This is a genomic window from Microbacterium sp. NPDC077644, assembly GCF_040702785.1.
Classification (GTDB): Bacteria; Actinomycetota; Actinomycetes; order Actinomycetales; family Microbacteriaceae; genus Microbacterium.
Map to the genome: position 1 here is coordinate 615367 of NZ_JBFBME010000001.1, position 18403 is coordinate 633769.

The following is an 18403-nucleotide window of genomic DNA, read 5'->3' on the forward strand; positions in this document are numbered from 1 at the left end:
CTCCTCGGTGTGGATGTACGGTGAGCGTTCGCGGTGCGAAGACTCGATTTCGAGCGACGATATCGGGGGATGTCGCTCATCAGTAGTGCGAGCGGATACTCGCCCCACGCCGCTGTGGGAGCACATGACTGTTAACATTGTGTTACAGCGTGGGCATGAAATCAAGGGTTTCCTGCCAGCAATCTGATTTCTGGAGTCACCGTGCGTTCATCTGCCGTCGCCACCGCAGCCGCGGCGGTGCTCGCTCTCGAGGGCGCCGCCCTCCTCGTCTTCGCCGTCGTCGAGCTGTTCGGTCTCGGCAGGGGCGAGGCGGCCTCGCTGCCCACGGCGCTCGCCCTGATCGTCCTCACGGTGATCGGCGCCGCCGCGCTGTTCGCGTTCGCGTTCGGTACGCGGCGGGGGCGCACCTGGGCTCGTTCGGGCGGCATCGTCCTGCAGGTGCTCGCGCTGGCGCTCGCCCTCGCGTCCCTGACGGTCCAGCCGGTGATCTGGGTGTTCGTGCTCGGGGTGGGCATCCCCGGCCTCGTCGGTTTCGTGCTGCTGATCGCGGCGACGCGCGCCGAGGCCGGCGCTGAGCGCGCGGCAGGGTCGGCCGGCGACGGCCAGGAGGACTGATCAGGCGTCGACGCCGAGCAGCTTGCGCAATCGGGCGACGTGGCCCGTCGCCTTCACGTTGTACAGCGCCATCGTGATCACGCCCTGCTCGTCGAGCACGAACGTCGAGCGGATGACGCCCTCGATGACCTTGCCGTAGTTCATCTTCTCGCCCCACACGCCGTACGCGCTGTGCACGGTGTGGTCGGGGTCGCTGAGCAGCGTGAAGGCGAGCCCGTCGCGTTCGCGGAACTCGGCCAGCTTCGCCGGCTCATCCCTGGACACGCCGACCACGCGGTAGCCGGCGCCCTCCAGCGACCCGATGCTGTCGCGGAAGTCGCACGCCTGCGTCGTGCACCCGGGCGTCATCGCCGCCGGGTAGAAGTACAGGATCGTCCGCTGCCCGCTCAGATCCGCGAGCCGGACGGTCGTGCCGTCCTGGTCGACGAGCGAGAAGTCGGGGGCGGGGGTTCCGGGTTCCAGGCGCAGGTTCGTCACGCCACCAGCCTACTTGGCGTCTCTGCTGTCGGCCTTGTCGGCGAAGGTCTGCAGCAGGCGCTGCAGCGAGTCGAGGCGGGCGAGCTCTGCCGGGCCGAGGTCGCCGCGCTGCGCCGCCTCGATCAGCGCGCAGTCCGGTGCGTCGACGAGGTGCGTGCAGCCGCGCGGGCAGTCCTCGGCGATCGCGGCGAGCTCGGTGAACGCCGCGAGGATGTTCGCCGGTTCGACGTGTCCGAGTCCGAAGGATCGGACGCCGGGGGTGTCGATCACCCAGCCCGTGCCGGTGGCGCTCTCGTAGCGGAGCGACACGGTCGACGACGAGGTGTGACGGCCGCGGCCGGTGACCTGGTTGACGTGACCCGTGGCGCGCCCTGCCGACGGGACGAGGGCGTTCACGAGAGTGGATTTGCCGACGCCCGAGTGCCCGACGAACACCGTCGAGTGCCCCACCAGCTCGGCGCCGATCGCGTCCGTCGGCATCTCGCCGCGTGCACTCGTGAAGACCCGCAGATCGAGCCCGTCGAAGTGCGACAGGAAGGATGCCGGGTCGGCGAGGTCCGTCTTCGTCACGACGAGGAGCGGGCGGATGCCGGCATCCAGCGCCGCGACCAGATAGCGGTCGACCAGCCGCGGGCGCGGCTCCGGGTCGGCCGCGGCGACCACGACGAGCATCTGGTCGGCATTGGCGACGATGACCCGCTCGACCTGATCGGTGTCGTCGGCGCTGCGGCGCAGCAGCGAGGTGCGCTCGGCGGTTCCGACGATCCGGGCGAGGGTGCCCTCCGCCCCCGACGTGTCGCCGACGACGCGTGCACGGTCGCCCGTGACGATCGGCGTGCGGCGGAGCTCGCGAGCCCTCGTGGTGGTGATGACCCGCTCGTCGGGCCCGCCCTCGTCGACCATGACGCTGTAGCGGCCCCGATCGACCCCGAGCACGCGGCCGATCTCGGCGTCCTCGTGCGCGGGGCGGCGCTTGGTCCGCGGGCGGTTCGCCTTCGGGTTCGGGCGCGTGCGGATGCTGCTCTCGTCGAACTCCTCGTACTCGTCGTCGAGGTCGTCGTCGGGGTCGAGCCAGCTCACGCGTTCGCGCTCCCCGGCTCTGCACCCGCGAGCATCCGATCCCACAGTCGCGTGAACTCCGGCAGCGTCTTCGCTGTCGTCCCGATGTCGTCGACGACGACTCCCGGCACGCGCAGTCCGATCAGCGCACCCGTCGTCGCGATGCGGTGATCGTGGTAGGCGGCCCACGCGCCCCCGTGGAGGGGCCGCGGGATGACGCGCAGCCCATCGGGGAGCTCCTCGGCCTCGCCGCCGAGCGCTGCGAGATCCTCGATGAGCGCCGCGATGCGATCGGTTTCGTGCAGACGAATGTGCCCGATGCCGCGGATCGTCGTCGGACGGTCCGCGAAGGCGGCAAGGCCGACGATCGTGGGCGTCAGCTCGCTCGCGGCGGACAGGTCGAGGTCGAGGCCCCGGATGCCGTCGCCGGCGCGCACGGTCATGGTGCCGCTGTGCCGGCCGACGTGCGCGCCCATCGCCTGCAGGATGTCGGGGAGCAGGGCACCGGGCTGCGTGGAATGCAGCGGCCATCCGGTGACGGACACCTCGCCGCCGGTGATCATCGCCGCCGCGAGGAACGGAGCGGCGTTGGACAGGTCGGGTTCGATCGCGATCTCCTTGGCGCGGGGAACGCCGCCCTCGACCAGCCACTCGCCGGGGGCGGGCCGCTCGATGCGGATGCCGCGGCGGCTGAGCGATTCGATCGTCATGTCGATGTGGGGCAGGCTCGGCAGGTGCTCGCCGGTATGCACGAGGTGCAGACCCACATCGAAGCGGGGAGCGGCCAGCAGCAGGCCCGAGACGAACTGGCTCGATGCGGAGGCGTCGATCTCGACCCGTCCGCCGCGGATGCGCCCGTGCCCGCGCACCGTGAACGGGAGGGCCCAGGTGCCCTCGTCGTCGATGTCGACGCCGAGGTCGCGCAGCGCCGTGATCATGGCGCCCATCGGCCGATGCAGGGCGCTCTCGTGCGCGGTCAGGTGCACGTCCTCTGCGGCGAGACCGGCGAGCGGGGTGACGAAGCGCATCACGGTGCCCGCCTGGCCGCAGTCGATCGTCGTGCCGCCGCGCAGCGGCCCAGGGGTGACGACGAGGTCGGGACCGAACTCCCCGCCCCCCTCGACCTCGTCGATGCGGATGCCGAGAGCGCGCAGGGCGTCGATCATCCGGCGGGAGTCGTCCGAATGCAGCGGTGCGATCAGACGCCCTGGGCCGTCGGCGATCGCGGCGATCATGAGTTCGCGGTTGGTGAGCGATTTCGACCCGGGGATGGTCAGCGTCGCGTGCACGGCCCCGGCGGCGGCAGGCGCCTCGTACGCGCCCGTTGCGGGTGAAGGGGAATAGGTCGTGTCGCTCATCGGTTCCAACCTTAGTGAATGGCCCCGAGAACGCTGAGAGGAGGGGGGATGATCGCGACGCTGGAACGCGAGGTGGAGGACGTCGTCGGCCTAGACTGGCCGGTGATGGATGAAACGACCCCCGCAGACACCCTCGGCGACGCTCAGCGTCAATTCGAGGAGCAGGCGATCCCCTTCATGGATCAGCTGTACGCCGCAGCGATGCGCATGACGCGCAACCCTGCGGATGCCGCTGACCTCGTGCAGGAGACGTTCGTCAAGGCGTTCGCCTCCTGGTCGTCGTTCACGCAGGGGACGAACCTGAAGGCGTGGTTGTACCGCATCCTCACGAACACGTACATCAACATCTACCGCAAGAAGCAGCGCGAGCCGTTCCAGGGGACGATCGACGAGCTCGAGGACTGGCAGATGGGCGGTGCGGAGTCGACCACGGCGACGCACAGCCGCTCGGCCGAGGCCGAGGCGATCGACCGGATGCCCGCGTCCGTGGTCAAGGACGCGCTGCAGGAGGTCCCCGAGGACTTCCGTCTGGCGGTCTACCTGGCCGATGTCGAGGGGTTCGCCTATCAGGAGATCGCCGACATCATGAAGACCCCCATCGGCACCGTGATGAGCCGTCTGCACCGTGGCAGGCGGATGCTGCGGGAGCTGTTGGCAGATTACGCCGCCGAGCGAGGAATCGCCGCGGCCAGCACGAGGAGCACGAAATGACCGATTGCGGCTGTGAGAAGGCCCGCCAGGATCTCGAGGAGTATCTCCGCAACGAGGTGTGCAAGACCGAGCACTCGCAGATCCGCGAGCACATCGAGAACTGCCCCTCGTGCCAGGGCGAGGCGCTCGTCGCCAGCACCCTCACCGAGGTCGTCGCCCGCGCCTGCAAGGAGTCCGCTCCCGAGGAACTGCGCGACCAGGTCCTCGCGAAGCTCCGCGAAGCCCAGGCCGCCGCTCACTGACGCCGCTCCGCCCGCCTCCCATAGGCTGGGACGATGACCGACGCACGCCAGATCCCCGTTGACCCCGCATCCGCTGAGCGCCTGGCGGGTCAGAACCTCACCTATCGGCTCGTCGACACCGCATCGGATGCCGACGCCGAGGCCTTCCTCCGCGCGGACGCGCGCGGTTTCCTCGACGGCGAACCCGAGGCCGATGTCGTCGCGGCCGACCGCGAGGGCATCACGGAGCGCCGCAATATCGGCGTCTTCGAGACCGGGGCCCCCGTGGGGACGTGGCCGGTCGCGACCGTGAACTCGTGGGTCACGCCGCTGACAGTGCCCGGGGCCGAGATCGACATGTGGGCCATCAGTTCTGTGACCGTGTCCGGCACGCATCGGCGTCGCGGGATCGCGCGGGCACTGCTCGAGGGCGAGTTGCGTGCCGCAGCATCCGCCGGCGTCCCGATCGCCGGGCTCACGGTGTCCGAGGCGACCATCTACGGTCGTTACGGCTTCGCTCCGGCGGTTCCGGTCGCCAAGATCACGGTCGACACCCGACGGGCGGGCTGGGCGGCGCCGGCGCCGGCAGGCCGCGTCGAGTACGTCGACAAGGAAGCGCTGGCCACGACCGTCGCCACGGTTCACGACGTCGAACGAACGCAGCGCGGTGGGCAGATCGCGGGATGGCCGCGTCGCTGGGGCCGTATGACCGGCGTCGCGGCGGGCAACCCGTCAGCCGCGAAGGTCCGCGGCGTCCGCTACCTCGACGCCGACGGCAACGTCCGCGGAGTCATGGTCTACACGCTCGAGGACATCCCCGGCGTCTTCCGCTCGGAGATGCGCATCACGCTGCTCTCGGCTGTGACACCCGACGCTCTCACGGCGCTCTGGGGCTTCGCGCTGCAGCACGACCTCGTCGATCGCGTGACCGCCGACCTGCGTCCCGTCGACGACCCGCTGCCGTGGCTCGTGAACGATCCGCGCGGGGTCGAGGTTCGCGTGCACGATCACGGCTGGCTGCGGATCCTCGACGTTCCGGCGGCGCTGGAGGCGCGCACGTACCGCGCGCCGCTGGACCTCGTCGTGCGCGTCGACGACGCGCTCGGGTTCGCCGGCGGCACGTGGCGGCTGACGATCGCGGAGGGCCGGGCCTCCGTGACGACCGCCGAGACCGATCAGGTCGACGTCGCGCTCGACGTCGCGACGCTGTCCGCCCTCTACCTCGGGGGAGTCAGCGCTGCACAGCTGCGCGCGGCGGGCCGACTGGATGCCGCAGCGCAGGTCGCGGCATCCATCGACGACGCGTTCCGCGACGCGCAGGCACCCGTCCTCGGCATCTGGTACTGAGGACGGGCGCCCCGCGGATCAGTCGAGGGTCAGCGCCCGCGAGAGCAGCTCGGCCTGCTCGCTGGCGTGCACCTTCGACGAGCCCGTCGCGGGCGACGCGGAAGCTGCACGCGAGACGACGCGGAAGCCGCGGTCGCGCACCTTGTCGAACTCGAGCGCCAGGAACGGCCAGGCTCCCTGGTTCTCCGGCTCGTCCTGAACCCACACCAGCTCGGCGTCGGGGTACGAGTCGGTGACCTTCTTCAGCTCGTCCATCGGCGTCGGGTACAGCTGCTCGAGCCGGACCAGCGCCACTTCGTCGTTCGGGTTCTTCTCGACTTCGCTGCGCAGATCCCAGTGGATCTTGCCCGAGTGCACGAGCACGCGCTTGACCGCGTCCTTGTTCAACTGACGCTCGTCGTCCAGCACCGGCTCGAAGCGGCCGCTCGTGAAGTCCTCGACATTGCTGGTCGCGCCGCGCAGACGCAGCATCGCCTTCGGGGTGAAGACGATCAGCGGCTTGCGCGGGCGGGCGTAGGCCTGCCGGCGCAGCAGGTGGAAGTGCGATGCGGGCGTCGAGGGCCGCGCGACGATCATGTTGTCCTGCGCGCACAGCTGCAGGAACCGCTCGATGCGTGCGGAGGAGTGGTCGGGCCCCTGCCCCTCGTAGCCGTGGGGTAGGAGGAGGGTGACGCCGGACTGCTGGCCCCACTTTTGCTCGGCGGACGAGACGTACTCGTCGATGACCGCCTGCGCGGTGTTGGCGAAGTCGCCGAACTGCGCCTCCCACAGCACGAGGGCTTCCGGCGCCTCGACCGAGTAGCCGTACTCGTAGCCCATCGCCGCATACTCGCTGAGTAGCGAGTCGTAGACGAAGAAGCGGCCCTGGTTCTCGGAGAGGTTCGCCAGCGGCAGCCATTCCTGGCCATTGGCGCGGTCATGCATCACAGCGTGCCGCTGCACGAACGTGCCGCGGCGCGAGTCCTGACCGGCAAGGCGCACCGTCGTGCCCTCGACGAGCAGCGATCCGAAGGCGAGCAGCTCGCCGAAGCCCCAGTCGATGTTCCCGGACTTCGCCATCTCGACCCGCTTGTCCAGCAGCTGCTGGATCTTCGGGTGCACGGTGAAGCCCTCCGGCTTGTTGCCGAAGGCCTCGCCGATGAGGGTCACGATCTCGCCGGCGATGCCGGTGACATCCGGAGCGCCGACGACCTCGTCGACCGGCGACAGCTCCGGTGCGATCGGCGTCGCGCCGGTCTCGGCGGCGTGAGTCTCGGCGAAGGCGATCTCCAGACGGTTCTGGAAGTCCTCCTTGGCCTGCTCGTACTCCTCTTCCGTGATGTCGCCGCGGCCGACGAGGGCCTCGGTGTACAGCTTGCGGACCGAGCGCTTCGCCTGGATGAGGTCGGTCATGAGCGGCTGCGTCATCGACGGGTCGTCGCCCTCGTTGTGACCGCGGCGGCGGTAGCAGACGAGGTCGATCACGACATCGCGGTTGAACCGCTCGCGGTACTCGAACGCGAGCTGCGCGACGTGGATGACCGACTCGGGGTCGTCGCCGTTCACGTGGAAGATCGGCGCCTGGATCGTCTTGGCGACATCGGTCGCGTACACCGAGGTGCGCGCATCCGTGGGCGTCGTGGTGAAGCCCACCTGGTTGTTGACGACCACGTGGATCGTCCCGCCGGTGCGGTAGCCGCGCAGCTGCGACATCTGCATGGTCTCGACGACGACGCCCTGGCCGGCGAAGGCCGCGTCGCCGTGGACGAGGATGGGCAGCCACGAGAACGTGCCGATGGGCTTGCGGTCCTGCTTGGCGCGGACGATGCCCTCGAGTACGCCGTCGACGGTCTCGAGGTGCGAGGGGTTCGCAGCGAGGTAGACGGGCAGCTCGGACTGGTCATCGGCGACGAACGTGCCCTCGGTGCCGAGGTGGTACTTCACGTCTCCCGAGCCGCGCTGGTTGCCGGGCATCTGCGTGCCCTCGAACTCGCGGAACACCTGGCCGTACGTCTTGCCGGCGATGTTCGTGAGCACGTTCAGGCGACCGCGGTGGGCCATGCCGATCGCGGCGCCGTCGAGGCCTGCGGTGGCCGCGCCCTGGAGGATCTCGTCCAGCAACGGGATCAGCGACTCGCCGCCCTCGAGCGAGAAGCGCTTCTGCCCGACGAACTTCGTCTGCAGGAACGTCTCGAACGCCTCGGCCTCGTTGAGCTTGCGGAGGACCCGCAGCTGCTCGTCGTGGCCCGGCTTCTGGTACTTGATCTCGAGCTTCTCCTGGAACCAGCGGCGCTGCTCCGGGTCCTGGATGTGCATGTACTCGATGCCGAGCGTGCGGCAGTACGAGTCGCGCAGCACGCCGAGGATGTCGCGCAGCTTCATGACGCGCTTGCCGCCGAAGCCGCCGGTGACGAACTCGCGGTCGAGGTCCCAGAACGTCAGCCCGTGACTCTCGATCTCGAGGTCGGGGTGCGAGCGCTGGACGTACTCGAGCGGGTCGATGTCGGCCATGAGGTGGCCGCGCACGCGGTAGGAGTTGATGAGCTCCTGCACGCGGGACTGCTTGTCGACGCGCTCGGCGAGGTCGACGGCGATGTCGGCGTTCCAGCGGATCGGCGCATACGGGATGCGCAGGGCCGCGAAGACCTCGTCGTAGAAGCCGCGCTGCCCGATGAGCAGCTCGTGCACCTTCTTGAGGAACTCGCCCGAGCCCGCGCCCTGGATGACGCGGTGGTCGTACGTGCTCGTGAGCGTGATCGTCTTGCCGATTCCGAGTTCGGCGAGCGTCTTCTCGCTCGAGCCCTGGAACTCGGCCGGGTACTCGAGGGCGCCGGCGCCGATGATGCAGCCCTGGCCCTTCATCAGTCGCGGCACCGAGTGCACGGTTCCGATACCGCCCGGGTTGGTCAGCGAGACCGTGGTGCCGGCGAAGTCGGCGGCGGTCAGCTTGTTGCCGCGGGCACGGGTGACGAGGTCCTCGTAGGCAGCCAGATACTCGGTGAACGTCAACGTGTCGGCGTTCTTGATGCTCGGCACCATCAGCGCGCGGGTGCCGTCGGGCTTGGGCAGGTCGATCGCGATGCCGAAGTTGATGTGCGCCGGGGCGACGACGGACGGCTTGCCGTCGATCTCGGCGTAGAACACGTTCTGGCTGGGGAACTCCTTGAGCGTCTGGATCAGGGCCCAGCCGATCAGGTGCGTGAAGCTCACCTTGCCGCCGCGCGAGCGCGACATGTGGTTGTTGATGACGATGCGGTTGTCGATCATCAGCTTCGCCGGGATCGTGCGGACGCTCGTCGCGGTGGGAACCGTGAGCGACTGGTCCATGTTGGCGGCGAGGGTCTTGGGCATGCCGCGCAGAACGGTGACCTTGTCCTCGTCCTCGACGGTCTCGTCGGCCGGCTTCGCCTTCGGCTCCGGCTTGGGGGCCTGAGCGGGGATGGGAGCCTGCTTCGCCGGCTTGGCGGTGGTCCTGGCCACCGGCTGCGTCCCGATCACGGGGATCGGCGCGGTGACGGGGTGCTGCTCGCTCGCCGTGCTCGTCGCGGGGGATGCAGGGGCTGCGGATGCGGCATCAGGGGAGTAGTTCTCGAGGATCGGCCACCACTCCTTGTCGACGGAGTTGCGATCGGTCTTGAACTGCTCGAAGAGTTCGTCGACGAGCCACGAATTGGCTCCGAAATCCCCGTCGTCCGAACCCCCGACGCCGGTCACCTGGTTCGCCACGCGCTATCGCCCTCTTTCATCGCTGAAGATCTGTGTGTGCACGCGAGTTCGGGAGGCCCCCGGGTCCGCGCATCCTGTCTTCTAGCCTAACGTGTTCCTTCACTCCGGCACCCCTCGTGACCCACCGCGGACGCGCGGGAAAAGCTACCGTGGAGATATGAAGTTCGTCACAGAGCAGCCCGCCGTCGATCTGACGTACTCGGACGTCTTCCTCGTGCCGAGCCGGTCGGGCATCACGAGCCGTCTCGGGGTCGATCTCGCTCCGCAGGACGGCACGCCCGCGACGATCCCGCTCGTCGCGTCGAACATGAACTCGGTGACCGGCCCCAGGCTCGCCGCCGTGCTGGCACGTCGAGGCGGCCTCGGCGTACTGCCTCAGGACATGCCCCTGCAGGAGCTCGATGCGGCGATCCGCGAGGTCAAGGCACAGCCGGTGGCCTGGGACACCCCGCTCGTTCTGTCGCCGTCCGCCACGGTCGCCGACGCACTCGAGCTGACCCCGCCGGTGAGCGGGCACGGTCTGGTCGTGGCCGAAGGCACCGGGAGGATCGAGGCATCCGCCGTGCGCGGCATCCTGCCGGCAACCCGCTTGGCGACCGCGCTTCCCGATGCCCAGCTGGGCGACCTCGTGCACACCGGCAGCCCGGCGCTGGAGGCCGAGGACGTCGTCGACGCACGGGCCGCCTTCGACGTCATCACCGAGACCGGTGCGGACCTCGTCACGATCATCGATCACGGTCACCTCGTCGGCACGCTCAGCGCGCGCAGCGCCCTGCGCTCGACCCTCTACGGTCCTGCGGTCGATGCGGACGGCCGCCTCGCTGTCGCCGCCGCGGTGGGCATCAACGGCGACGTCGCCGCGAAGGCACGGGCGCTGGCCGCCGCCGGAGTCGACGTGCTCGTGATCGACACGGCGCACGGGCATCAGGAGGGCATGCTGCGTGCCCTCGCCACGGTGTCGTCGCTGAACCTCGGCATCCCGCTCGTGGCCGGCAACATCGTCACGGCCGATGGCGCGAAAGACCTCGTCGAAGCAGGGGCGTCGATCCTCAAGGTCGGCGTCGGACCCGGCGCGATGTGCACGACCCGCATGATGACGGCGGTCGGGCGCCCGCAGTTCTCGGCCGTGCTCGAGACCGCCGAGGCGGCGAAGGCGAGCGGCGCGCACATCTGGGCCGACGGCGGCGTGCGCTATCCGCGCGACGTGGCGCTGGCGCTCGCCGCGGGCGCGGCGTCCGTCATGATCGGCTCCTGGTTCGCCGGCACGATCGAGGCGCCGGGGCGCCTGCAGGCGGATGCCGACGGACGGGTCTACAAGGAGTCGTGGGGCATGGCGTCGACCAAGGCCGTGCAGGCGCGCTTCGGCCGCCTGGACGCCTACGAGCGGGCGCGCAAGGAGCTGTTCGCCGAGGGGATCTCCTCGTCGAAGATCTACCTCGACCCGCTGCGGCCGGGCGTCGAGGACCTGCTCGACATGATCACCTCGGGCGTGCGCTCGTCGTTCACCTACGCCGGGGCGTCCTCGGTCCCCGAGTTCCACGAGCGCGCCCTGGTGGGACGGCAGTCCGCGGCAGGGTACGAAGAGGGCAAGGCGCTCCCCGTCAGCTGGTGACCCGAATTCACAGCGGAATCAACACAGCAGGGACGAGTGACTCGCTAGAATCTATCCATCATGGACGACCCTCCCAGTTGTAGTACATTGCCCCACTGCCCGCGCAGCCACTCCGAGGAGGGCTGCGTCTGATGGATTACATCATGTTGGGCGTGGGGCTCCTGCTCACGGTGGGGACGGGCCTGTTCGTCGCCAGCGAGTTCGCGCTCGTCAATCTCGATCGTGCTGAGCTCGAAGCGAGGCAGGCACGCGGCGAATCGCGGCTGTCGCTGACGATCGGCGCGCTCAAGCACACCTCGACCCACCTTTCGTCCGCGCAGCTCGGCATCACGCTGACCACGCTGCTGACCGGCTACACGATGGAACCGGCCGTGTCGAACCTGCTCCGCCCGGTGCTGACCGGCTGGGGGATCGCTGAAGCCGTCGTCGCTCCGATCGCCACGGTCGTGGCGATGCTCTTGGCGACGGTGCTGTCGATGATCCTCGGGGAACTCGTCCCGAAGAACTTCGCCCTCGCGATCCCGCGTCAGACGGCCAAGCTCGTGGTGCCGTTCCAGGTGGCGTTCACCACGGTCTTCAAGCCCGCGATCCTGCTCCTCAACGGCAGCGCCAACGGCATCCTGCGCTCGATGGGCATCGAGCCCAAGGAGGAGCTCTCCGGAGCCCGTACGGCCGAGGAGCTCTCGTCCCTCGTGCGCCGCTCCGCGAGTGCGGGCGTGCTCGAGGCGGACACCGCGACTCTGCTCGACCGCAGCCTCACCTTCGCCCGGCTGTCGGCCGACGACGTCATGACACCCCGCCCGAGCATGCACGCGATCGCCGCGAGCGACTCGGCGGAGGACGTGATCCAGCTCGCCCGTCGCACCGGTCACAGCCGCTTCCCCGTCTACGACGAAGATCTCGACGACATCACCGGCGTCGTGCACCTCAAGGCCGCCGTCTCGGTTCCGCGCGAGCGTCGCAGCGAGGTGCCCGTCGGCGCGCTGTCGACCGAGCCGCTGCGAGTGCCCGAGACGCTGCACCTCGACGTGCTCATCTCGGAATTGCGCGCCAAGGGCTATCAGCTCGCGATCGTCGTCGACGAGTACGGCGGCACCGCCGGCATCGTGACCCTCGAGGATCTCGTGGAGGAAATCGTCGGCGAGGTCTCCGACGAGCACGACCGCAGCCGTGCCGGCGTCGTCCGCGGGCGCGACTCCATCACGTTCCCCGGCGAGCTGCGCCCGGATGAACTCAAGAACAGGACGGGCGTCGACGTGCCGGAGGGCGATGTGTACGACACCGTCGGCGGATACATCATGAGCGTGCTCGAGCGCGTCCCCTCCACCGGCGACGAGGTCGCCCTCGAGTCCGGGGTCCTCCAGGTCGTCCGCATGGACGGCCGTCGTGTCGATCGCATCCGGTACACGCCGGTGCCGGTCGATGCCGCGAGCGAGGAGGTGGCACGATGAGCGACTGGATGGGAATCGTCTGGCTCGTGATCCTGCTCGTCGCGAACGCCTTCTTCGTCGGGGCCGAGTTCGCCGTGATCTCCGCGCGCCGATCGCAGATCGAGCCGCGTGCGGAACGGGGCTCCCGCGCCGCGAAGACGGCGCTGTTCGCGATGGAGCATGCGACGCTCATGCTCGCCACCTCGCAGCTGGGCATCACGATCTGCTCGCTGCTGATCCTGAACGTCTCGGAGCCCGCCATCCACCATCTGCTGGCCGTGCCGATGCACGCCCTCGGGTGGGCCGAGCCCGTCGTCGACATCACCGGATTCGTCATCGCGCTGGTTCTGGTGTCGTACCTGCACGTCGTGTTCGGCGAGATGGTGCCGAAGAACCTCGCGTTCTCGGTACCGGACCGGGCCGTGCTGATGCTCGCACCTCCGCTGGTGTGGGTCTCGAAGGTGTTCCACCCCGTCATCTGGGTGCTCAACGCCGCCGCCAACGCCGTGCTGCGCCTGTTCCGCGTCGAGCCGAAGAACGAGGCGGCATCGACCTTCACGATCGACGAGGTCGCGACGATCGTCGACCAGTCGCGCCGCGAGGGCGTGCTCGCCGACGCATCGGGCGCGGTCGCCAACGCGGTCGAGTTCACCGACAAGAAGGCGCGCGACGTCGCTGTCGGACTCGGCGACCTCGTCACCCTGCCGCAGACGACGACGCCCGACGACATCGAGCGCGCGGTCGCCCGGTACGGCTTCTCGCGCTACGTGATCGTGGACGACGACGGCGCCCCGCTCGGGTACGTGCACCTCAAGGACATCCTGCGGGCCTCGGAGGGGGAGGATGCCGCGTCGAAGACGGCGGCCCCGATCCCGTCCAAGCGCATCCACCACATGGTGCCCGTGCAGGAGGACACCGATCTCGAGGACGCCCTCGCGATCATGCGCCGTGCCGGACGGCACCTGGCGAAGGTTCGCAACGCTCAGGGCGAGACGACCGCGGTGCTGTTCCTCGAGGACATCATCGAAGAGCTCGTCGGCGAAGTGCAGGATGCGACGCGGCGGGTGCACGGCCGCTAGCGCATCGGCCGCCGGGCCGTCGCAGGATCAGCGCCAGCGAGCGCGCAGGTACTGCGGCGGCCAGGCGGTCTCGGAGCCGAGCTCGTGCGCGGCGCGAAGGCCGAAGTGCGGATCGCGCAACCACTCGCGGCCGGCGAAGACGGCATCAGCCGAACCGCCCGCGAGCACCTGCTCGGCCTGTTCGGCCGCCGTGATCAGCCCGACGGCGCTGACCGGGATCCTCCCGCTCTGCCGGACCGTCGCCGCCAGCGGCACCTGGTAACCGGGGTGCACGTCGATGCGCTGATGCGCGACGAGTCCGCCGCTGGAGACATCGATCAGGTCGGCGCCGCGGGCGATCGCCCAGTCCGAGACCTGCGCAGCCTCGTCGGGGGTGAAGCCGCCGTCGGCGTGGTCGGTCGCCGAGATCCGCACGAAGACGGGCACGGCGTCGCCGGCTGCCTCGCGCACCGCGTCGAGCACCCGCATCAGCAGCCGCGCCCTGTTCTCCAGCGTCCCGCCATACTCGTCGGTGCGCAGGTTCGACAGCGGCGAGAGGAACTGGTGCAGCAGGTATCCGTGCGCACCGTGCAGCTCGAGCACGTCGAACCCGGCATCCAGCGCGCGCCTCGCCGCCGACGCGAAGCCCGCGACGACGCGTTCGATGCCGGCGGCATCCAGCGCGACCGGTTCCGCGAAGCCGTCGAAAGCGACGGCGGACGGTGCGACGGTCTGCCAGCCGCCCTCTCCAGCGGGAACCGACCCGCGCTCGTCCGCCCACGGCCACCACGTCGACGCCTTGCGCCCGGCGTGCGCGAGCTGGATGCCGGCGACGCCACCGCGGTCGTGGATCGCCTGGACGACCGGTGCCCAGGCGTCGCGCTGCTCGTCGGTCCAGATCCCCGCGTCGCGCGGGGAGATGCGGCCCTCGGGCACGACCGCGGTCGCCTCGGCGACGACGAGGCCGGCGCCGCCCGACGCGAACTGCGCGAGATGCGTGTGATGCCATTCCTGCACGAGGCCGTCGAGGGCGCTGTACATGCACATGGGCGACACCCACAGACGGTTGCGGAAGGTCACGGATCGGATGCTGAGCGGGGAGAACAGAAGACTCACTCTTCGACCGTAGTGCCGCAGCGACCGGGGTCGGCGCGATAGCGTGGAACCCATGGTCGACGTGCGCGAATGGTCCCGTGCGGACACCGCGACGCATCTGCGCGTGCCGACCGCGGACGACGACAAGTACTCGCGGGGCGTCGTCGCCCTGCGCACCGGCTCGGACGGGTATCCGGGCGCAGCGGTCCTCGGCGTCGAGGCCGCCTGGCGTGCAGGAGCAGGATTCGTGCGGTTCGTCGGAGAGGGTCGCGCCGCGGATGCCGTGATCGCCCGTCGCCCGGAGACCGTGACCGGACGTGACGTCGGTGCCACGCGGGTGGATGCCTGGGTCATCGGGTCCGGCACGTCCGCGGACCGCGCACCCGAGGAGGAAGCAGCACTGCGCGACATCCTGAACGGCGATGCTCCCGTGATCGTCGACGCGGGAGCGCTGGACCTCGCCGCGCTGGACCTCGCCGCGCGCAGCCGTGCCCCGATGATCATCACTCCGCACGCCGGCGAGTTCGCGCGGCTGCGCGAGACGCTGCGTCTGCGACCCGACGGCGATCGCACCGCGCAGGCCGTCGAGGTCGCCGCGCTCCTCGATGCCGTCGTCCTGCTCAAGGGCGCGACCACCCTCATCGCCGCCCCCGACGGCGTCGTCCTCTCGGCCGCGTCGGCGCCCTCCTGGCTGGCCACGGCCGGAGCCGGCGACGTGCTCGCCGGCGTCCTCGGCGCCCTCGTCGCGGCGAATCCGACCGCACGGCTCGCCGAGGTCGCGGCATCCGGCGCCTGGTTGCACGGTTACGCCGCGGCCCTGGCAGCCGGGCGCACCGGCGGCAGCCCAGGACACCCGATCGTCGCCCTGGACGTCGCTGAGCACGTGCCGACCGCGATCGGGGACCTGCTGTCGTGAAGGCGCGCGTCGCGGCCGCATGGGCCGCCTTCCTCGCCGCGCACGTGCTCGTCGCGTGGCTCGGCTGGGTGCTGCCCACCCAGCCGATGGGCGATGTCGTCCTCGTCTATCAGCCGTGGTCGTCGGCGGCGCTGGGCGGTGGCCCGATCGTCGGAATCACGGAGTCGTGGGTGTATCCGCAACCGGCCCTGCTGCCCATGCTCCTCACGCAGCTCATCGCGTGGCCGCTGAACGGCGTCGTCGGCACGACCGGCGCCTACCTGATCGGCTGGGCCGTGCTCGTGACCGCGCTCGATGCGGTCGGCTTCGGGGTGCTCGTCGGCCGAACCGGTACGGCGGCGCGGCGTTCGGCCGGCTGGTTCTGGACCACCGCGCTCGTGCTGCTCGGGCCGATCGCGATGTACCGCATCGATGCGATCACGGTGCCGCTGGCCGTGATCGGCGGATGCTGGCTCGTGAAGCGCCCTGCCGTCGCCACCGCGGTCCTGACGTTCGCCGCCTGGATCAAGATCTGGCCCGGTGCGATCGCGGTCGCGGCCGTGGTCGCGGCGAAGGCGCGGATGCGGATGCTGCTCGCCCTCCTCGCCGTCACCGCAGGGATCATCGTGGTCCTGTTCGTCCTCGGGGCGGACCGGCACCTGTTCGGGTTCGTCTTCGAGCAGACCGGCAGGGGTCTGCAGATCGAAGCGGTCGCGGCGACCCCGTTCCTGTGGCTGGCGACGACGGGTGCGGCATCCATCGACTACAGCCACGAGATCCTGACGTTCCAGATCGGGGCGCCCGGCGTCGACGCGGTCGCGGCAGTGCTGACACCCCTCATGGCGCTCGCCGCAGCGGGAGCGACCGTGTACGGGGCGATCAAGGCCGTGCGCGGAGCATCCTTCCCGAGGCTGTTCCCGCCCCTCGCGCTCACGATCGTGACGGCGCTGATCGTGACGAACAAGGTCGGCTCGCCGCAGTTCCAGACCTGGCTGATCGCGCCGATCATCCTGTGGATCCTGTTCGACCGGACCCGTTCTGGTCTGCCCGCCGGGCTCGCGCTCGCGATCAGCGCGCTGACCTTCCTCGTCTACCCGCTGACGTACGCCGGTCTGCTGGCGGCCGAGACCGTGCCGATCCTCCTGCTCACCCTCCGCAACGCGCTCGTCATCGTCCTGCTGGTCGTCGCCGTGCGTGCGCTGATCCGCGTTCCGTCCACCCGGGGATCGTCCCCGCAGAGAAACTGAGGTCCACCATGCTCATCGCCTTCTCCGTCGCCCCGTCCGGCACCGGCAGCGCCGATGCCTCCGTGCACGACGCGGTCGCCGCAGCGGTCGCGGTCGTCCGCGCCTCCGGGCTCCCGCACCGGACCACCAGCATGTTCACCGAGATCGAGGGCCCGGACTGGGACGCCGTGATGGATGTCGTCAAGCGCGCTACCGAGGCGGTCATGCCGTTCGGCTCGCGGGTCTCGCTCGTGCTCAAGGCCGACATCCGACCCGGGTACTCCGGTGAGCTCGACGCGAAGATCGATCGGCTGGAGGCCGCGATCGCCGAGCGCGGGGACTCGCCCTCCTGACCGCCGCTACGATGGGCTGGTGACTCACTCCTCGACTGTTTCGAGGGGTGCGGCGATGATGGCGCTCCTCTCTCTCGCCATCGGCTCCTTCGGCATCGGCATGACCGAGTTCGTCGTCATGGGGCTCCTGCCGAACATCGCCCAGGACCTGCTGCCGGTGCAGTGGGCCCTCTCCTCCGAAGAGGCGATCGGCCAGAGCGGCGTGCTCGTGTCGCTCTACGCGCTCGGCGTGGTCATCGGCGCGCCGACGATCGCAGGGGTGGTCGCGCGGTTCCCGCGGCATCGTGTCATGCTCGGTCTCGCCATCGCCCTGACCGTGTTCAACGCCCTCACCGTCTTCATGCCCACCTTCGGGCTCGTCGGCGCCTCGCGACTGCTCGCCGGACTTCCGCATGGCGCCTACTTCGGCATCGGGGCGCTCGTCGCCGCCGACGTCCTCGGCCCGGGGAAGCGTGCGCAGGGCGTCGCGTTCATCCTCACGGGTCTCACCGTCGCGAATGTCGTCGGAGTGCCGCTGGGCACCTTCCTCGGTCAGCAGTGGGGTTGGCGGACGGCGTTCCTCGTCGTGGCCGTGGTCTTCGCTCTCGCCGCCGTGAGCATCGCCGCGTTCGTTCCGAAGCATCCGGGTGAGCCGGGGCGCACGCTGCGCTCCGAGCTCGGCGTGTTCCGGGTCGGACAGGTGTGGCTGACGCTGGGGATCGGGGCGATCGGCTTCGGCGGCTTCTTCGCCGTGTACAGCTTCATAGCACCGCTCGTCACGGACGTCGCCGGATCACCGGAGTGGGCGGTGCCGATCGTGCTCGTGATCGTCGGTCTCGGCATGACGGTCGGCAACCTGCTCGGCGGCTACATGGCCGACCGGGATCTTCGGCGGACGCTCGTGTTCGGCATGGGCGCCATGGTGGTCGTGCTCGTGCTGCTGGCGCTGCTGTCGTTCCAGATCGTGGTGCTCGCCGTGCTCGCGTTCGGGATGGGGCTCGTGTCCTCCGTGCTGAGCCCGGCGATCCAGACCCGCCTCATGGACGTCGCCGGCGACAACCAGTCGATCGCAGCGGCCATGAACCACTCCGCCCTCAACATCGGCAACAGCCTCGGCGCCTTCCTGGGCGGAACCGTCATCGGGCTGGGCTGGGGCTTCACCGCCCCGGCGTGGACGGGAGCCGTTCTCGCGCTCGTCGGCCTCGGCATCCTGACCATCGCCTATCGGGCGGAGCGGGTGGCCCTGGCCGCGTAGGCTGGCG

16 protein-coding genes are annotated in these 18403 nt (G+C 69.9%); 11 read left to right on the forward strand and 5 right to left on the reverse strand.

All coding sequences use genetic code 11. The features are described 5' to 3' along the window. Positions 1–201 precede the first annotated feature (201 nt). Complete coding sequence (locus AB0269_RS02915; RefSeq protein ID WP_366209667.1) at positions 202–615, forward strand: hypothetical protein; 414 nt, start codon at positions 202–204, stop codon at positions 613–615. Here the strand turns inward: AB0269_RS02915 and bcp are convergent, their stop codons facing one another. The 3 genes from bcp to aroA are packed head-to-tail and all read right to left on the reverse strand — an operon-like array spanning position 616 to position 3509. Then, on the reverse strand, positions 616–1092 hold the full coding sequence (gene bcp / locus AB0269_RS02920) for a thioredoxin-dependent thiol peroxidase (RefSeq protein ID WP_366209668.1): 477 nt from the start codon (positions 1090–1092) through the stop codon (positions 616–618). It lies immediately after the preceding gene. A 9-nt stretch (positions 1093–1101) separates the two neighbouring features. Beyond that, positions 1102–2172, reverse strand: a complete 1071-nt coding sequence (gene rsgA / locus AB0269_RS02925) for a ribosome small subunit-dependent GTPase A (protein WP_366209669.1) — start codon at positions 2170–2172, stop codon at positions 1102–1104. Further along, positions 2169–3509 (reverse strand): 3-phosphoshikimate 1-carboxyvinyltransferase, encoded by a 1341-nt coding sequence (aroA, locus tag AB0269_RS02930; protein WP_366209670.1) that lies wholly within the window; start codon positions 3507–3509, stop codon positions 2169–2171. The genes rsgA and aroA overlap by 4 nt, the downstream gene beginning before the upstream one ends. Positions 3510–3614: 105 nt before the next feature. Between aroA and AB0269_RS02935 the strand changes: the two genes are divergently transcribed. Genes AB0269_RS02935 through AB0269_RS02945 form a run of 3 tightly spaced genes read left to right on the forward strand, consistent with a single transcriptional unit; the run spans position 3615 to position 5788 of the window. Continuing rightward, positions 3615–4220 (forward strand): sigma-70 family RNA polymerase sigma factor, encoded by a 606-nt coding sequence (locus AB0269_RS02935; protein ID WP_366209671.1) that lies wholly within the window; start codon positions 3615–3617, stop codon positions 4218–4220. Further along, the gene (locus AB0269_RS02940; protein WP_366209672.1) at positions 4217–4462 is read left to right on the forward strand and encodes a zf-HC2 domain-containing protein; all 246 of its coding nucleotides are present in this window, start codon (positions 4217–4219) and stop codon (positions 4460–4462) included. The genes AB0269_RS02935 and AB0269_RS02940 overlap by 4 nt, the downstream gene beginning before the upstream one ends. A 33-nt stretch (positions 4463–4495) precedes the next feature. Further along, positions 4496–5788 carry a GNAT family N-acetyltransferase gene (locus tag AB0269_RS02945; protein ID WP_366209673.1) on the forward strand — a complete coding sequence of 431 codons (1293 nt, stop codon included), beginning with the start codon at positions 4496–4498 and terminating at the stop codon, positions 5786–5788. A gap of 18 nt (positions 5789–5806) precedes the next feature. On the opposite strand, the gene AB0269_RS02950 is transcribed toward AB0269_RS02945, so the two are convergent. Next, positions 5807–9493 carry a multifunctional oxoglutarate decarboxylase/oxoglutarate dehydrogenase thiamine pyrophosphate-binding subunit/dihydrolipoyllysine-residue succinyltransferase subunit gene (locus AB0269_RS02950; RefSeq protein WP_366209674.1) on the reverse strand — a complete coding sequence of 1229 codons (3687 nt, stop codon included), beginning with the start codon at positions 9491–9493 and terminating at the stop codon, positions 5807–5809. A 157-nt stretch (positions 9494–9650) separates the two neighbouring features. Between AB0269_RS02950 and AB0269_RS02955 the strand changes: the two genes are divergently transcribed. From AB0269_RS02955 to AB0269_RS02965, 3 genes are all read left to right on the forward strand, one after another. After that, positions 9651–11105, forward strand: a complete 1455-nt coding sequence (locus tag AB0269_RS02955; protein WP_366209675.1) for a GuaB1 family IMP dehydrogenase-related protein — start codon at positions 9651–9653, stop codon at positions 11103–11105. Between the two features lie 131 nt (positions 11106–11236). Next, positions 11237–12556, forward strand: coding sequence for a hemolysin family protein (locus AB0269_RS02960; RefSeq protein ID WP_366209676.1), 1320 nt, complete (start codon positions 11237–11239; stop codon positions 12554–12556). Next, positions 12553–13614, forward strand: coding sequence for a hemolysin family protein (locus AB0269_RS02965; RefSeq protein ID WP_366209677.1), 1062 nt, complete (start codon positions 12553–12555; stop codon positions 13612–13614). Before AB0269_RS02960 ends, AB0269_RS02965 begins: the two co-directional genes overlap by 4 nt. Before the next feature lie 27 nt (positions 13615–13641). Here AB0269_RS02965 and AB0269_RS02970 read toward each other — a convergent pair whose 3' ends face one another. Beyond that, a complete protein-coding gene (locus tag AB0269_RS02970) occupies positions 13642–14709 on the reverse strand; it encodes an NADH:flavin oxidoreductase/NADH oxidase (protein ID WP_366209678.1) in 1068 nt (355 codons plus the stop codon). 52 nt (positions 14710–14761) lie between these two features. Between AB0269_RS02970 and AB0269_RS02975 the strand changes: the two genes are divergently transcribed. From AB0269_RS02975 to AB0269_RS02990, 4 genes are read left to right on the forward strand one after another with little or no spacing between them, the layout of a single operon-like run. Beyond that, entirely contained in the window at positions 14762–15604 is an 843-nt protein-coding gene (locus tag AB0269_RS02975) for an NAD(P)H-hydrate dehydratase (protein ID WP_366209680.1), read from the forward strand. Next, positions 15601–16830: a hypothetical protein gene (locus AB0269_RS02980; protein WP_366209681.1), complete on the forward strand. Its 1230-nt coding sequence runs from the start codon at positions 15601–15603 to the stop codon at positions 16828–16830. Before AB0269_RS02975 ends, AB0269_RS02980 begins: the two co-directional genes overlap by 4 nt. 8 nt (positions 16831–16838) lie before the next feature. Beyond that, a complete protein-coding gene (locus AB0269_RS02985; RefSeq protein ID WP_366209682.1) occupies positions 16839–17162 on the forward strand; it encodes a thiamine-binding protein in 324 nt (107 codons plus the stop codon). A gap of 19 nt (positions 17163–17181) precedes the next feature. Continuing rightward, positions 17182–18396: an MFS transporter gene (locus tag AB0269_RS02990; RefSeq protein WP_366209684.1), complete on the forward strand. Its 1215-nt coding sequence runs from the start codon at positions 17182–17184 to the stop codon at positions 18394–18396. Positions 18397–18403 lie beyond the last annotated feature (7 nt).

Excerpts from the sequence above, each read along its gene's own strand:
- AB0269_RS02985 (WP_366209682.1), top strand. The coding sequence starts at position 16,839 with ATGCTCATCGCCTTCTCCGTCGCCCCGTCCGGCACCGGCAGCGCCGAT.
- AB0269_RS02945 (WP_366209673.1), top strand. The coding sequence starts at position 4,496 with ATGACCGACGCACGCCAGATCCCCGTTGACCCCGCATCCGCTGAGCGC.
- AB0269_RS02965 (WP_366209677.1), top strand. The coding sequence starts at position 12,553 with ATGAGCGACTGGATGGGAATCGTCTGGCTCGTGATCCTGCTCGTCGCG.
- AB0269_RS02975 (WP_366209680.1), top strand. The coding sequence starts at position 14,762 with ATGGTCGACGTGCGCGAATGGTCCCGTGCGGACACCGCGACGCATCTG.
- AB0269_RS02940 (WP_366209672.1), top strand. The coding sequence starts at position 4,217 with ATGACCGATTGCGGCTGTGAGAAGGCCCGCCAGGATCTCGAGGAGTAT.
- aroA (WP_366209670.1), bottom strand. The coding sequence starts at position 3,509 with ATGAGCGACACGACCTATTCCCCTTCACCCGCAACGGGCGCGTACGAG.
- AB0269_RS02935 (WP_366209671.1), top strand. The coding sequence starts at position 3,615 with ATGGATGAAACGACCCCCGCAGACACCCTCGGCGACGCTCAGCGTCAA.
- AB0269_RS02960 (WP_366209676.1), top strand. The coding sequence starts at position 11,237 with ATGGATTACATCATGTTGGGCGTGGGGCTCCTGCTCACGGTGGGGACG.
- AB0269_RS02955 (WP_366209675.1), top strand. The coding sequence starts at position 9,651 with ATGAAGTTCGTCACAGAGCAGCCCGCCGTCGATCTGACGTACTCGGAC.